9 protein-coding genes are annotated in these 16,360 nt (G+C 69.2%); 7 read left to right on the top strand and 2 right to left on the bottom strand.

The features are described 5' to 3' along the window. Nucleotides 1-942: ribonucleotide reductase N-terminal alpha domain-containing protein (locus VFH59_RS17250; RefSeq protein ID WP_325166156.1), on the bottom strand; the 942-nt coding region annotated here is incomplete at its 3' end. Between the two features lie 379 nt (nucleotides 943-1,321). Here VFH59_RS17250 and VFH59_RS17245 point away from each other — a divergent pair. The 7 genes from VFH59_RS17245 to VFH59_RS17215 all read left to right on the top strand — a co-directional run bounded on the left by VFH59_RS17245 (nucleotide 1,322) and on the right by VFH59_RS17215 (nucleotide 13,791). Then, on the top strand, nucleotides 1,322-2,698 hold the full coding sequence (locus VFH59_RS17245) for a Do family serine endopeptidase (RefSeq protein ID WP_325166154.1): 1,377 nt from the start codon (nucleotides 1,322-1,324) through the stop codon (nucleotides 2,696-2,698). 404 nt (nucleotides 2,699-3,102) lie between these two features. Beyond that, nucleotides 3,103-4,413 (top strand): LysM peptidoglycan-binding domain-containing protein, encoded by a 1,311-nt coding sequence (locus VFH59_RS17240; protein ID WP_325166153.1) that lies wholly within the window; start codon nucleotides 3,103-3,105, stop codon nucleotides 4,411-4,413. Nucleotides 4,414-4,429: 16 nt separating this feature from the next. Beyond that, complete coding sequence (locus VFH59_RS17235; protein ID WP_325166152.1) at nucleotides 4,430-5,131, top strand: HAD family hydrolase; 702 nt, start codon at nucleotides 4,430-4,432, stop codon at nucleotides 5,129-5,131. A 152-nt stretch (nucleotides 5,132-5,283) separates the two neighbouring features. Continuing rightward, nucleotides 5,284-6,678 (top strand): leucyl aminopeptidase family protein, encoded by a 1,395-nt coding sequence (locus VFH59_RS17230; RefSeq protein ID WP_325166151.1) that lies wholly within the window; start codon nucleotides 5,284-5,286, stop codon nucleotides 6,676-6,678. 453 nt (nucleotides 6,679-7,131) lie between these two features. Then, nucleotides 7,132-9,975 (top strand): TonB-dependent receptor domain-containing protein, encoded by a 2,844-nt coding sequence (locus tag VFH59_RS17225; protein WP_325166150.1) that lies wholly within the window; start codon nucleotides 7,132-7,134, stop codon nucleotides 9,973-9,975. 112 nt (nucleotides 9,976-10,087) lie between these two features. Beyond that, nucleotides 10,088-11,938 (top strand): tetratricopeptide repeat-containing sulfotransferase family protein, encoded by a 1,851-nt coding sequence (locus VFH59_RS17220; RefSeq protein WP_325166149.1) that lies wholly within the window; start codon nucleotides 10,088-10,090, stop codon nucleotides 11,936-11,938. Nucleotides 11,939-12,039: 101 nt separating this feature from the next. Then, entirely contained in the window at nucleotides 12,040-13,791 is a 1,752-nt protein-coding gene (locus VFH59_RS17215; protein WP_325166148.1) for a M1 family metallopeptidase, read from the top strand. A gap of 330 nt (nucleotides 13,792-14,121) precedes the next feature. Here the strand turns inward: VFH59_RS17215 and VFH59_RS17210 are convergent, their stop codons facing one another. After that, complete coding sequence (locus tag VFH59_RS17210) at nucleotides 14,122-16,356, bottom strand: carboxy terminal-processing peptidase (RefSeq protein WP_325166147.1); 2,235 nt, start codon at nucleotides 16,354-16,356, stop codon at nucleotides 14,122-14,124. Nucleotides 16,357-16,360: the final 4 nt, after the last annotated feature.

Here is a 16,360-nt window from a genome sequence, read left to right as displayed (position 1 = left end):
CCACCAGTTGTTGTTCATCTCGTTGACCTTGTCGATCAGGATGAACCCGGGCTCGGCGTAGTCGTACGTCGAGACCATGATCATGTCCCACAGGTGCCGCGCGCGGATGGTGCCGTAGATCTTGCAGGCGACCAGGCCGTCGTCGCGGGAGACGTAGTTCTCGTGGGTGGGCCACTCGCGCCAGACCACCTTGGTCGGGTCGGTGAGGTCGAGGTCGTCCTGCTCCTTGACGTGCACCGGGAACACCAGCGGCCAGTCCTGGTCGTGCTCGACCGCCTGCATGAAGCCGTCGGTGATCAGCAGGGAGAGGTTGAACTGGCGCAGCCGGCCGTCCTCGCGCTTGGCGCGGATGAATTCCTTGGCGTCCGGATGCGAGATGTCGAACGTGCCCATCTGCGCGCCGCGGCGGCCGCCGGCCGACGAGACGGTGAAGCACATCTTGTCGTAGATATCCATGAACGACAGCGGGCCGGAAGTGTAGGCGCCGGCGCCGGAGACGTACGCGCCGCGCGGGCGCAGCGTGGAGAATTCGTAGCCGATGCCGCAGCCGGCCTTCAGGGTCAGGCCCGCCTCGTGGACCTTCTCCAGGATGTCGTCCATCGAGTCGCGGATGGTGCCGGACACGGTGCAGTTGATCGTGGAGGTCGCCGGCTTGTGCTCCAGCGCGCCGGCGTTGGAGGTGATGCGGCCGGCCGGGATCGCGCCGCGGCGCAGCGCCCACAGGAAGCGCTCGTACCAGTGCGCGCGCAGCTCCTCGGTCGCCTCCACCCCGGCCAGGGCGCGCGCGACGCGCTGCCAGGTCTCGTCGATGGTGCCGTCCACCGGCTCGCCCGACTTGGTGCGCAGGCGGTACTTCTTGTCCCAGATGTCGTAGGAGGCCGGCTGCAGGGGGATGGCCGTGGCATCACGGTTGGCGGCGAGTGGTGCACGCATCGTGCTCATCGGATTGTCTGACTCCCGGCCTTGCGACCCAGCTGATGGTTATGACCCACGCCGCGCGGCGCCGCCGGTTCCCGAAGCTGCGGGCCAGGCGGTTCGCGCGTGCGTTTTTCCTTGAAGATCCGGCCTTGCGGCGCCCTCCCCCGAGGTTGCCGCAGCGACACAGCACTTGGGTGGGAGCCCGAACGACTCACACAAGATGTTGTGGTGCGACCGGGCATGAACGGTATCGCCGGCCTGCGTAGGCGTCAACAGAAATTTCAGTAAGCCTCGGCCTAGCGCGGGCTGGCGGTGTTCCGCCCGCGCCGTCGTCACCGTGGAACCCGGGCACCCGGTTTACAGTCGCAGGCTGGGTATCGTTTCAATGCATAAGGAGAACCGCATGTCCGCCCCTCGCCTTGCCCCTTTCGGCGCCCTCGTGCTGTGCAGCGCGCTGCTGCTGGGCTGGCCCGCCGCCAGCCGCGCCGCGTTGCCCGCGAGCGTGTCGGGCCAGCCGCTGCCTTCGCTGGCGCCGATGCTTGAGAAGGTGACGCCGGCGGTGGTGAACATCTCGACCAGGACGCGGGTGGCGGTGCGCGATCCGTACTTCGACGATCCGATCTTCCGCCAGTTCTTCGGCCTGCCCTCCTCGCCGCGCGAGCGCGTGGAGCAGAGCCTGGGTTCGGGGGTGATCGTCGATGCGGCCAAGGGCTATGTGCTGACCAACAACCACGTGGTCGGCGGCGCCGACGACATCACAGTGACGCTGCAGGACGGGCGCACTTTCAAGGGCAAGCTGATCGGCACCGATCCGGACACCGACGTGGCGGTAGTGCAGATACCCGCCAAAGGCCTCAAGGCACTGCCGGTGGCCGACTCCTCGAACCTGCGCGTGGGCGACTTCGTGGTGGCGGTGGGCGATCCGTTCGGGCTGGGCCAGACGGTGACCTCGGGCATCGTCTCGGCGCTGGGCCGCTCGGGCCTGGGCGGCGCGGGCTACCAGAACTTCATCCAGACCGATGCCTCGATCAACCCGGGCAACTCCGGCGGCGCGCTGGTCAACTTGAACGGCGAGCTGGTCGGCATCAACACGATGATCCTATCGCCCTCCGGCGGCAACGTCGGCATCGGCTTCGCCATCCCCAGCGACCTCACCGGACAGGTGATGAAGCAGCTGATCGAGCACGGCCGGGTGGTGCGCGGCAGCCTGGGCGTGCAGACGCAGGACATCACGCCGCGCATCGCCAAGCTGCTGAACCTGTCGACCAGCCAGGGCGTGGTGGTGACCCGGGTCGCACCGGATTCCGCCGCATCGCACGCGGGCCTGGCGCCGGGCGACGTGCTGCAGGCGATCGACGGCAAGCCGCTGCACGACAGCGACGAGCTGCGCAATGCCGAGGGCCTGCTGCCGTTGGGCAGCCAGGTCACGCTGAAGGTCAGGCGCAACGGCCAGCCGCGCCAGGTGCAGGCGACGCTGACGCCGGAGAAGCTCGCCACCGTCGACGGCGCCACGCTCGATGCCAGGCTCGCTGGCGTGCGCTTCAGCGAGCTGTCGATGGCCCAGCGCGGCCAGGGCGTGGCCGGCGTGGCGGTCGCCGCCGTGCAGGGCGGCAGCCGGGCCGACCGGCTCGGGCTGGGCGAAGGCGACATCGTGATCGGCGTGAACAACCGCCGCGTCACCAGCCTGCGCGAGCTGAGCGGGCTGGTGGCGATGCAGCCGCGGCAGCTGGTGCTGGTGGTGGAGAGCGACCAGGGCGTGCGCTACGTGCCGATGGATTGACGAGCGACGAGGGCCTTACTCCCTCACCCCAGGGCGAGGGAGCAGAGCCGCTCCATCCGAAGTACCAGGAGCGGTGCGCGTGCGACCCGCCCTGATCCCTCTCCCTCGGGGAGAGGGTTGGGGTGAGGGGCCGCTCTTGCGTAAGGGGTTGCTGCTGCGCGGGGCTGATGCGCTTTGGTCGGGCCAGGCGGCGACATGCCCGCGAGCCCCCGCCCCTCACCCCGGCCTCTCCCCGCAGGGGCGAGGGCGCAAAGCCCCTACTCCGCCTTTGCTTAACGCCAACCTGTGACCGTGCTTGATGTTTCGCGATGGGACCGATGAAATACCGGACTCCCATCACTGCGCGCCTGCCCTCTACACGGCACGCTCACGCAATCCATCGAAGCCGTAGGTCGTCCGAAGTCATGCCCGTCCGTCCCGTTCGCCTGTCCGTCGCCGCCCTGCTGGGCGCGTGCCTCACTACTGTCGCCCTCGCTTCCGGCCCCACGCTGGTGCTGCGCGGCGATGTCGCCACCACGCGTGGCCTGATGCAGGACCTGACCACGGCCTGGGCCAAGGGCGGCCACGGCCGCATCGACGTGCAGCCGTTCAACACCGCCTCGGGCCTGGATGCGCTGCGCAGCGGCAGCGCCGACATCGCCGGCAGCGCGCGCCCGGGCAACGGCAGCGCGCAGGAGTCGGGGCTGGTGTTCACGCCGGTGGCGTGGGACGCACTGGTGATGATCACCCACCCCAGCAACCCGGTGAGCAACCTCAGCCTCAAGCAACTGCACGACATCTACTACGGCAAGATCACCAACTGGAGTGAAGTCGGCGGCCGCAGCGCGCCGATGGACGTGTACGCGGTGGCGAGCCCGGGCGACGGCGTCGAGTTCAGCCTGCGCAAGCTGCTGTTCGGCCGCGGCAACCAGCCGGTGGCCGCGCCGCGCCTGTACGTCAACACCGCCAAGCTGGAAGAGGCGGTGGCGCTCGACCCGAAGGCGATCGGCGTGACCACGCTCTCGCGCGTGGCCGGCAACCACAAGATCAAGATGATCCGCATCGACGGCACCGCGCCGAGCCAGGCGACGGTCGCCAGCGGCAGCTACAAGCTCTACTCCCCGCTCTACCTGGTGACCAACCCGAACAGCCCGCACGCCGCCGAGGCGCAGGCGTTCGTCGATTTCGCCAAGGGCGACAAGGCCGCCGCGGTGGTGCGCCGCGACGACGCGCTGCCCTACGACGCCGGCAGCGCGCTGGCCGCGGCCGATGCCTCGCGCCGGGCGCAGATCCTTGCCGCCGTGGGTGCGCATGCGGTGCCGCAGCCGACCCCGGCGACCGCGCCGGCGGTTGCCGCCCCGGGCGCCACCTACGCTTCGCGCGTGGCCATCGCGCCGACTTCCGAGCGCACCGGCGAGGCCCGGCGCGCGCTGGAGGAGCGCCGCGCGAAGGCCGCCGAGCTGGCCGCCGCGAAGGCGAGCCTGAAGGGCGTGCATGGTGAGGCGACCACGATCGATGCCGCCGCCGCACGCGGTCCGAAGTTCGCCAAAGTCACCGCCAGCGCCACGGTCAAATCCACCGCCGCCAGGCCGCGCACCTACAAGGTGGCCAAGGGCGACACGCTTTCCTCGATCGCCCACTCGCATGCGCTGGACGTGTCGGACCTGCGCGCCTGGAACCACATCAAGGGCAACGACATCCGGACCGGCCAGGTGCTGCGCCTGAGCGAGCGCTGAGCGCGGAGGGGCGCGCGTGCGCATCCTCGCGCTCACGCTGGACCTGGACGACACCCTGTGGCCGGTGCTGCCGGCGCTGGAAAGCGCCGATCGCGAGCTGGACGCCTACCTGCGCACGCATCATCCGGACGTGGCCACGCGCTGGCCGATTCCCGCGATGCGCCAGCTGCGTGCGCAGGTCGCCGCCGAACGGCTGGACCTGGCGCATGACTTCACCACCCAACGCCACCTGACCATGCAACGCGCCTTCGCCGCCTGCGGGCTGGCCGAGGCGCCGATCGAGGCGTTGTGGGAGGTCTACTTCGCCGCGCGCAACCGCGTGCAGCTGTATGCCGACGCGCTGCCGGCGCTGGAGCGGATCACCGCGCGCTGGCCGGTGGCGAGCCTGACCAACGGCAACGCGGACCTGGAACGGATCGGCATCCACATGCATTTCCATTGCCACGTCTGCGCGCGGGAGACCGGCGTGGGTAAGCCCGATGCGCGCATCTTCGAAGTGGCGGCGCAGCGGCTGGGGGTGGCACCGGGGGACATCCTGCATGTGGGGGACGATGCGGACCTGGACGTCCGCGGCGCGCGCGAGGCGGGGCTGCGCACGGCGTGGATCAACCGCGAACGCCGGCCCTGGCCGGTCCGGCATGGGGCGCCGCCGGACCTGGACCTGCCGGACCTCGCGGCGCTCGCCGACTGGCTGGAAGGCAGCCAGGTCGGGGTTTAGCGAGCGGACTTCCCCGCGAGCCCCGGCCCCTCACCCAACCTTCTCCCGGCGGGGAGAGGACTCGACATCGCGCTCGCCTGCACCCCGGTTTGGCATCCCCTCGCGATGGGGGCATCATGTCCGACTCGCCGCAAGCCACGAGGCACGAAGCCATGCCGGAGCGCTCCACGTCCGCCTTGATCGAACGCAAGGCCGGCAAGCCCCAGGGAATCGCCATCGAGACGGTCGACAGCGCGCGCTACAAGGCGGCGCTCAAGCGCCTGGACGCGCCACAGCGTCGCTGGCTGGAGCAGACCGGCTTCGAACCGAGACCCGGACGCTTCGCGCTGCTGCCCGATGCCGACGGCAAGCTGGCACGCGTGCTGGTGGCGGTCGATCCGGCCGAACCGCTGGCCGCACTGGCGGGCTTGCCCCATGCCCTCCCGGCGGGCACCTACCACCTGGCCGACGACGGCGCGCTCGCCGACCGCGGCCAGGCCGCACTCGGCTGGGCGCTGGGCGCCTACCGCTTCGAGCGCTACCGCAAGGGCGCGCGTGCGCCGGCGACGCTGGCCGTACCGGCAGCCGAGCTGGCCACGCTGGCGCCGCTCGTCGAGGCCACCGCGCGCGTGCGCGACCTGGTCAACACGCCGACCGAGGACATGGGGCCGGAACAGCTGGCCGATGCCGTGAAGCAACTGGCCAGGGCGCACAAGGCCAAGGTCCGCGAATGGGTCGGCGAGCAGCTGCTCGCGGCCAACTTCCCCACCATCCACGCGGTCGGCCGGGCCAGCCACCGCCCGCCGCGGCTGGTCGAGCTGAGCTGGGGCAAGGCCGCCGATCCGAAGCTGGTGGTGGTCGGCAAGGGCGTGTGCTTCGACACCGGCGGACTGGACATCAAGCCGTCCGACGGCATGCGCAACATGAAGAAAGACATGGGTGGCGCCGCGCACGCGATCGCGCTGGCCGGGCTGGTGATGCAGGCGAAGCTGCCGGTGAGGCTGACGCTGCTCGTGCCCGCCGTGGAGAACGCCATCGCCGGCAACGCGATGCGTCCCGGCGAGGTGATCACCACCCGCGCCGGGCACACGGTGGAAGTGGACAACACCGACGCCGAGGGCCGCCTGATCCTGTGCGACGCGCTGGCCTATGGCGCCGAGCAGCAGCCCGACCTGATGCTGGATTTCGCCACCCTGACCGGCGCCGCGCGCGTGGCGCTGGGCCCGGACCTGCCGGTGCTGTTCGCCAACCAGGACGCGGCGGCCGAGCAGTTGCTCGAGGCCGGGCGCGCCGTGGGCGACCCGCTGTGGCGGCTGCCGCTGTGGCGGCCGTATCGCAAGATGCTGGACTCCTCGGTGGCGGACTTCGCCAACGCCGGGCCCTCGCGGCATGCCGGCGCCATCACCGCCGCGCTGTACCTTGAGCGCTTCGTGCCCGACGGCCTGCCGTGGCTGCACCTGGATACCTACGCCTGGAACGACGCCGATCGCCCCGGCCGGCCGCGCGGCGGCGAGGCGATGGGCGTGCGCGCGATGTTCGCCCTGCTGCAGCGTCGCTACGCGCACTGACTCGCCGGCGCGACGGCCGGGGCGATCCGGCCCACTGCAAGCCGAGCCGGCGGAGGCCGACGCCCTGGTAAACCGGCCTCTCCAGGCATCCCGCCCCCAGGCAGCGGCCGGCCTCATCGCGGCCAGCGGCGAACTCCACCGACCGGCGCCCGTGGTCCGGCCTGGCGTCATACGCGGTCACGGCGCGGCCGGTGCGACCCAAGAAAGCGCGGATGCCCGCCAACCTGCCGCATCGCCTTTAGCTTCCATAGCAGCCTTCCAGCAGCGGCCCGGCAGGGCCGGAGGCACTTGCTGGCCGAACAGTTGTTGCTGTCATACTCGGCGTGCTCGTCAAGAGCGTGGGGGAAGCAGGGATTTACTTCACCGGGGAGAAGCACAATGAAATACGACTTGAACCACTTGTCTTTGGCAGTGCGTCTTGCGTTGAGTGCGGGTGTTTTTTCAGTAGCGGGAGTGGCTCAAGCGCAGGTTTCGACACCGGACAATCCGCCGTCGACCCAACAGACCGCGCAGGACCAGACAACGCAGGACCAGACCGCGCCGGACCAGACCGCGCCGGCCTCCAAGAAAGAAGCCAAGACCCTCGAATCGGTGCTAGTGACCGGCTCGCTGATCCGCCGCGTGGATGCCGAGACGGCCAGTCCGGTGATCACGCTGGACCGCGCAGCCATCAGCAATTCCGGCAAGCCGGTGCTGGGCGACGTGCTGCAGCAGATGCCGAGCATCGCCGGCAATGCCACCAATCCGCAGAACAACAGCAATGGCGGCGGCGTGGCCAGCCCCTTGCTGGAAGCCGGCGACGGCGCGTCGCGCGTCTCGCTGCGCGGCCTGGGTATCAACCGCACGCTGGTGCTGGTCAACGGCCAGCGCATGGCCAACCCGGACATCAACCTGATCCCGCCGGAGATGATCGAGCGGGTCGACGTGCTGGCCGAGGGTGCCTCGACCGTGTACGGCTCCGACGCCATCGGCGGCGTCGTCAACTTCATCCTGCGCAAGGACTTCAAGGGCGTCCAGTTCAGCCTGAACGACGGCATCTCCAGCCACGACGATGCCAAGCGGCGCGGTTTCAACCTGACCGGGGGCATGACCGGTGAGCGCTACAGCATCGCCGCGGGCATCGACTACAACAAGTACGACGAGACGCTTGCCGCCCGGCGCAAGTTCTCCAAGCAGCAGCTGTACCTGTCGAGCGGCTCGGTGATCGCAGCCGGTTCCAGCTCGATCCCGACCGGCCGCATCCAGGTGCCCGGGGCGATCGCCGCGCAGTACGGCTGCACGGTCGATCCGGCCACCGACACCGCCCAGGTGACGCTTGCCTCGGGCGACGGCTCCAGCCAGGCGGACTACCGCTGCCGGCTGGGCTCCGATACTTACAACTATGCAGCCCTGAACTACATCCAGACCGCACAGAAGCGCACCAACGGCTTCGTGCTCGCCAACTTCAACGTCACGGACAACGTGACCGCGTTCGTCGACGCGTTCTACAACCACACGGTTTCCAGCGGCCAGGATGCGCCCTCGCCGGTGGGTACGGGCGACGGCCTGATCATCTATTCGAGCAACCCGATCAACCCGTTCGGCGTCACCTTCAGCCAGGATCCGGTGGCCGGCGACCCGAACAGCGGCTACAACTTCCAGACCCGCCTCACCGGTGCCGGCACGCGCGTGCACAGCTACACCACCAACACCGGGCAGATCAACGCGGGGCTGCGCGGCAACTTCGGCCAGAGCAGCTGGATCTGGGACGCCTCGGTCAACTACAGCCACACCAAGCGCGACCAGCGCGACACCAACGAGATCGACATCCCGGCCCTGCAGGCGGCTGTCGACGCCGGCGCCAACATCTTCGACCAGGCCAATGCCGGCGACGTGCTGAGCGCGGGCGTGAAGACGCCGATCTACGTCTTCACCCAGTCGACCAAGCAGGCCCAGTTCGATGCCAGCGGCGAGCTGGCGGAACTGCCTGCCGGCGCGGTGCAGCTCTCGGTCGGCGCCCTGTACCGCAAGCAGTTCATGAACTACACCGTGAGCGACTTCGCGGTGCTCGACCCGGTGACCACCCGCTGCGAGATCCTGCAGGAAGCCTGCGGCTCGCCCGGGCGCGGCAGCTACAACGTCAAGGAGCTGTTCGCCGAGACGCTGATCCCGATCGTGTCCGACGTGCCGTGGGCCCGGTCGCTGTACCTGGACCTGGGCGTGCGCAGTTCCGACTACAGCACCACCGGCACCACGACCAACGGCAAGGTCGCGATCGAATGGCGCCCGACCGACGACCTGCTGGTTCGCGGCACGGTGTCCCAGGTGTTCCGCGCGCCGAACCTCAACGAGCTCTATGACGGCCGCACGCTGGTCCAGCCGGTGCTCAACGATCCGTGCGTCGGACGCACCGCCGAGGAACTCGCGGCGCACCAGGCGGCCTGCCAGTTCGTCCCGGTGAACTGGGCCGGCAACTCGCCGGCGCAGGTCAACACGTTCTACTCCGGTGCGGCCACGGTGGGCGCGACGCTGAAGCCCGAGCAGGGCAAGTCGATCGACTTCGGCCTGGTCTACGATCCGAACTGGCTGCCGGGGCTGTCCACCAGCCTCGACTTCTGGCACATCTACCTGTCCGACACGCTGACCGCGATCCAGGCCGATACGGTCGTCAACTCCTGCTTCAACAACAACGACAGTCCGTATTGCTCGTTCATCACGCGCCAGGACAACACCAGCCGGCAGCCGGGCCAGGTGTTCCTGATCAACACCCCGGTAGTCAACCTGGGCACGCTCAGTACCTCGGGCATCGACTACACGCTGCGCTACAAGCTGCCGCATTTCGATGTGGGAAGCATGGATCCGGGCAACTTCCAGGCCGGACTCAACACCAGCTACACGTCGAGCTACAAGGTCAACGCCACGCCGGGCGAGCCGGGCGCGCAGACGGTCAACTATGCGGGCACCTACACGCCGCAGTTCGGCAACATCTCGCGCTGGCGCGGCACGCTCACCCTCAACTGGGACAAGGGCAACTGGAATGCCCAGTGGCAGTCGCGCTACATCAACCACCTGACCGCGCTCAATGCCGACTACGCCATCGCCGGCGTCAACATCCCGGTCGCATCAGTGATCTACCACTCGATCCAGCTGGGCTATGCGGTGCCGTCCATCCACACCCGCTTCGACGTCGGCGTGGACAACATCATGGACAAGCAGCCGCCGCGGCTCTACCAGAACGGTTCGAACTACAACGTCGACACCGCCACCTATGACGTACTGGGTCGCTACTACTGGGCCCGTGCGACGGTGAAGTTCTGAGGCGGTAGCACCACGGCAAGCGCCGCAAGGCGTCGAGGTACCTGGAGGGGTCGCGGATGGTTCCGCGACCCCTCTTGCATAATGCGGGTCGGTCGACCGCGAACGAGAACGCATGCCCCAGCCAGCCACCGAGCTCGCCAACGCCATGGCCGCCGCCTACCACGCCGGTGACATGGAGGGCGTCCTTGCGCTTGCCGCCCGGGCGGGCAACGTGGGCGACGAAACCGGCCAGCTGCTGCTCGCACTGGCGCAACAGGCGACCGGCCGCTATGAGGAGGCCGCAGCGAGCTTCCGCCAGCTGGCGCAGCAGCGGCCCGAGGTCTCTGCCTACTGGAACAACCTGGGTGTCGCCTGCCGGCTGGGGGGCGACCCCGACGCGGCCGAACAGGCGCTGTCGAGGGCACGATCCCTGGCGCCGGCCGACGCCGACGTGCTCTACAACCTGGGCCTGCTCTACATCCAGCAGCGGCGTTGGCCGCTGGCCCGCGAGACCCTGCTCGATGCGGTGGAAGGCGCGCCGGGTTTCATCGAGGCACGCCTGCAGGCCGCGTACGCCTGCTACGTCTGCGGCGACAACACCGAGCAGGAGGCGATGCTGCTCGGGGCCGCCGACTGGCCCGCGCAACCGGCCGGGCAGGCCCTGATCCTGGCCGCCATGCTGTCGGCGCAGGGCGACCTGGACGCGGCGCTGCGAACGCTGGCGCGGGCGCAGTTGCCCGGCGGGCCGGCGGACGCACCCTTGCGCCTGCGCATCACCGCGCAGCGGGTCCTGCTGCATGAACGCAACAACCAGCTCGAACAGGCGCGCCGGGAGCTCGCGCAGCTGCCGCTCGATGCGCTCGACGCGCTGCCCGGCGACGCCCATCAGGCGCGCGCGGATGTCTGGCGCGCGCACGCCGCGCTGGCGATGCGCGCTGGCGCCTGGGCCGAGGCCGCGGCGCTGTACCGGCGCGCGCTGGCGCTGGCCAGCGACGAGGAGACGCGCGCCAGCGCCGGGTTCGCGCTGGCCTCGGCGTACGATCGGCAGGGGTGCCGCAGCGAGGCGTGGCAGGCCCTTCAGGACGCCCACGCGATCCAGCTGGAGATCGCCCGCGGCGTGCTGCCCGACCTGCTGGCACCCGACAGCCAGCCCCTGCAGGCGGCCGAGGTGGACCGCGATGCCTACATGCGCTGGACGCCGCTACCCGCGCCGGACAGCCGGCACAGCCCGGTCTTCGTGGTCGGCTTCCCGCGTTCCGGGACCACCCTGCTCGAGCAGATGCTCGACGCCCATCCGGACTTCCGCTCGATGGATGAGCGCGCCTTCATCCACGAGTTGACCGAGCGCATGGAGCTGGTCGGCCAGCGCTATCCCGCCGGCCTGGCGGAGCTGTCCGCAACCGAGGCCGACCAGCTGCGCGCCGCTTACTTCCGGATGGTCGGGCGCGTGCTGCCCGACCTCGGCCAGCATCGGCTGGTCGACAAGAATCCGCTCAACATGCTGTGCCTGCCGATGATCATGCGGCTGTTCCCACAGGCGCGCATCATCCTGTGCCTGCGCCATCCGTGCGACGTGCTGCTCAGCTGCGGCATGCAACCGTTCCGCTCGCCGGCGTTCATGGTGTTGTGTTCGTCGCTGCAACGCCTCGCGCGCGGTTACGTGCAGGCCTTCGAACAGTGGTACCGGCAGGTCGAGGTGTTCCGCCCGCAGGTGCTCGAGTGGCGCTACGAAGAAGTTGTCGGCGACCTCGACGGGCATCTCGCGCGGCTCGGGGCGTTCCTCGGGATCGCCGATGCGTCGCCGATGGCGCGCTTCGCCGAGCATGCGAGGAGCAAGCGCTTCATCAGCACGCCCAGCTACGCGCAAGTCACCCGGGGCGTGCACGCCGGGGCGGTCGGCCGCTGGCAGGGCTACCGCGAACAGTTCGAGCCGGTGCTGCCGCTGCTGCGGCCCCTGATCGACCGACTCGGCTACGACGCCTGAGCCGGCCGCCCGCACCGGAACCGGCGGCGTGTCCTCCGAGGGTGTCGCGCCGGCGGCACACGCGGCATGCTGTGCCGATCACCACCCAAGGAGTCTGCCCCGTGCATCCACGCCTGTCTCTGCTGGCGCTTGGCCTCGCCTTCGGCCTGGCCTGCGCCGGCGCGAGCGCATCCGGACCTGCCGCCGTCGAGCAGCCCCGGCTCACTGCGCAGACGCTCGCCTCCGGCGGCACCATGCCGGCCGAGCAGGCGCGCCTGCACTTCGACCATGCGGAGCTGCATTTCACGATCGATCCCGCACGGCGCCATCTGGAGGGCGAGGCGACGCTGCGCTTTACCGCGCGCGAGCCGACCGGCGTCCTGCTGCTGGACCTGGACAGAAACCTGTCGATTCGCACGATCACCGTCGACGGCAAGGCGCTCGCGAGGGATGCCTGGAACAACCCGGATGGGCGCCTGCGCATCCGCCTGCCCGAGCCGCTGGCCAAGGGCGGCAGCGTGCGCACCACGATCCGCTACGGCGGCCAGCCGCACGTCGCCCGGCGCGCGCCGTGGGACGGCGGCTTCGTGTGGAGCCATACGAAGGATGGCCAGCCGTGGATCGCCAGCGCCGTCGAAGGCGAAGGCTGCGACCTGTTCTGGCCGTGCATCGACCAGCCCACCGGCGAGCCGGACCTGGTCGACACCTGGGTCACCGTACCCCGCTCGCTGGCCGCGCCGGGCAACGGCGTGCTGGTGGACATCCAGGACCACGGTGCCACCCGCACCTGGCACTGGCGGATCAGGCAGCCGGACACCTACGCGATCACCCTCAACGTGGGGCCGTTCGAGGAGCTCAGGGGCGACTACAAGAGCCGCTACGGCAACACCATCCCGATGGAGCTGTGGTACCTGCGCGGGCACGAAGCGGGCGCGAGGGCGTTGTTCGCCGAGTTCCCGCGCATGCTCGACTTCTTCGAGCAGGAGATCGGGCCCTACCCGTTCGGCGACGAGAAGATGGGCGTGGTCGAGACGCCGCACCTGGGGATGGAGCACCAGACGCTCAACGCCTACGGCAACGGCTACCCGAAGAGCGAGTACGGCTTCGACTGGCTGCTGCAGCACGAATTCGCGCACGAGTGGTTCGGCAACCAGGTGACCAACCGCAACTGGGACGACATGTGGTTGCACGAGGGCTTCGGCACCTACATGCAGCCGCTCTACGGGCAGTACCTGCATGGCGACATGCCGTATTTCGCCATGCTGCACGACGAACGGATGAAGCTGTCCGACACCTCGCCCATCGTGTCCGGGCAGCCCAGGACCGAGGAAGCGGTCTACGACCCCAAGACCGGCCCCGGCCTGGACATCTACTACAAGGGCTCGCTGATGCTGCACACGCTGCGCGGGCTGATCGGCGACGACGCGTTCTTCGAGAGCGTGCGGCGGCTGGTCTACGGGCGGCCCGATCCACAGCCCGGCAACTTCACGCCGCGCTATGCCACCACGCGCGACTACATCGCCATCGTCGACCGGGTGACCGGCAACGACCTCAAGTGGTTCTTCGACGCCTACCTGTACGACGCGACACTGCCGAAGCTGGAGACGACCCGGAGCGGCGACATCGTCCGGTTCCGCTGGGTGACCGGCCATGGCGAGCCGTTCCCGATGCCGCTGGAGGTGCAGCTGGGCAACACCGTGCACACGCTGCCGATGGCCGACGGCACCGGCGAACTCGACGCGCCGCAAGGCAGCCTGATGATCGTCGACCCGCGCTCGAAGGTGCTGCGCGAGATGCCGCACGTGGCGGCGTTCCAGGCGTGGGAGAAGGCGCGGAAGGAGAAGGAGCAGGGGAAGGCGGGCAAGAAGGATTGAGCGCCGACTCCGGGGCCACTCCTTCGACTTCGCTGCGCGCAGGCTGAACGGTCGTGCCGGGCATTGCACCGTTCGGTCGCCTGGAAGGCCCGTGGGTGACCTCTCCCCAACCCCTCCCCCGGAGGAGAGGGGCTCCGCCCAGCGGACTTCCCGGCACTTCCCCGGCCGCCCCTCCCTGCCCACGTCCGCCCCCCCGCACCCCCGCACCCCTCTCCCTTCGGGAGAAGGTGCCGACAGGCGGGTGAGGGTTCGGGCGAAAGCCGTCAGCGTCAGGGGCCGAGCCCGACCAACAGGTGAAAAAAAGCCCGGCCAGGCCGGGCTTTTCGTTTATCAGCGCGGCTGCGTGGCCGGCTTCTGCGGCATCACCGCCGCGGTCGAGAACTTGCCGCCGTAGGGCAGCACCTCGGCCGCCAGCTTGGGGTCGTTCTTGATCATGCCGATCGCGTCGAACAGGATGTGCGCCGTTTCCTGCAGCTCCGGGTCCTTGGCCTTCTTGGCGTCCTTCTCCTGCTTGAGCTCGGCCTTGAGGCTGCGCTCGTTCGCGTTGAGGCCGTCGTCGAGGGTGGCCTCCTCACCGGCGAGGCTACCGTCCGTGCCGTCGATCGCCTTGTGGCGAGCGCGGAAGTCCGCCTGGACGGCGTCCTGGCGCTTGCGCTCGGCCTGGCGCTCGGCGAGGTTGAGCGAGACCGTCGTCTGCTCGCGCATCTTCTTGTACTGGGCCAGCTCGTCGAGCATCAGCCGCCAGGCCGGCGACTTGGCCACGCGCGCGTCATGCTTGCCCTTCAGCTGCGACAGGTAGGCGGTCAGATCGGCCACCTGGCTGTACGGCGCGGGCTGGATCCGCGTCCACGGCAGTGCATTGTCGTAGGTCGACTCGCCGAAGTCCTTCTCGTCGCCGTTCTTCGGGAACAGGATGTCCGGCGTCACGCCCTTGAGCTGGGTCGAACCCCCGTTGATGCGGAAGAACTCGGCGATGGTCATCTTCAGCTCGCCGTATTGCGGCTTCTCGCTGTCGCCCTGGGCGAAGCGGTCCAGATCCACCAGGTTCTGCACGGTGCCCTTGCCGAAGGTCGGCTCGCCGACGATCAGGCCGCGGCCGTAGTCCTGGATGGCCGCGGAGAAGATCTCCGAGGCCGAGGCGGATCCGCGGTTGACCAGCACCGCCATCGGGCCGCTCCAGGCCAGGCCCGGCTCGTCGTCGCCCTGCACCTCGACCTGGCCGCGCGCATCGCGCACCTGCACCACCGGACCCTGGTCGATGAACAGCCCGGTCAGCTCGTTGGCCTCGGCCAGCGAACCGCCGCCGTTGTTGCGCAGGTCCATCACGACACCCTGCACGCCGGCGGCCTTGAGCTCGCCGAGCAGCTTGGCGACGTCGCGGGTGGCGCTCTTGTAGTCCTTGTCGCCTTCGCGGCGCGCGCCGAAGTCGGAATAGAAGGTCGGCAGGTCGATCACGCCGATCTTGCGAGTGGCGTCGCCGTCCTTGATCTCGATGATCTTCTTCTTGGCGGCCTGCTCTTCGATGCTGACCTTCTTGCGCACCAGCGTGACGAACTCGTGCTTGCCGTCCAGGCCGGCATCCGCCGGCAGGATTTCCAGCCGCACGGTGGTGTCCTTCTTGCCGCGGATCTTGTCGACCACGTCATCCAGCCGCCAGCCGATCACGTCGGTCATCGGACCGGCCGTGCCCTGGCCGAGCGCCACGATGCGGTCGCCCACGTGCACCTTGCCGGACTTGTCGGCCGGACCGCCTGGCACGACCTCGCGGATCTGCGTGTACTCGTCACGCGCCTGCAGCACCGCGCCAATGCCCTCCAGCGAAAGCTTCATGGCGATGTCGAAGTTCTGCGCCGCGCGCGGGCCGAGGTAGTCGGTGTGCGGGTCGGTGGTCTCGGCGTACGCGTTCATGAAGGTCTGGAACGCGTCCTCGCCGTCGAGCTGCTTCACGCGGTCGATGTAGCCGGCGTAGCGCTTGTCCAGCGTCTTGCGGATGTCCTCGTCGCTCTTGCCGGCGAGCTTCAGACGCAGCCAGTCGTTCTTGGTGCGCTTGCGCCACAGGTCGTCCAGGGCGGCCTGGTCGGCCGGCCAGGCGGCATGCTCGCGGTCGAAGGTGTAGTTCTCTTCCTTGGTCAGGTCGAAGCCCTGCTTGAGCAGGCCGCGCGCGAAGGTCATGCGGTCGACCGCACGGCGCACGTAGAGGTTGAACACGCTGAACGGACCGGACAGGTCCTTGTTCCAGATCGCGTCGTCGAACTTGGTCTTGAGCGGCTCGAAGCGCGCCATGTCCTGCTGGGTGAAGAACACCTTCTCGCCGTCGAGCATGTCGAAGTAGGCCTTGTAGACCTTGGCCGACATGGCGTCGTCGAGGGGCTTGGCCTCGTAGTGGAAGCGCGTGAGGAAACGGGCGGACAGCTGGGCGGCATCGGCCTGGGTGGGCGAGGCCTCGAGCGGCAGCGTGGAAGCCTTGTGGCCCTCCTCGCCCTGCACGGCAGGTGCCTGCTCCCATGCATGGGCGGCCGGCAGGACGAAGGCAAGCAGCAGGGCGAGCGTGGGGCGCAGGGTCATGGGA

Source organism: Frateuria sp. (assembly GCF_035695185.1).
Taxonomy (GTDB): domain Bacteria; phylum Pseudomonadota; class Gammaproteobacteria; order Xanthomonadales; family Rhodanobacteraceae; genus Frateuria_A.
The sequence above is the reverse complement of the archived record's forward strand: the minus strand, read 5'-3'. Positions and strand labels throughout refer to the sequence as shown.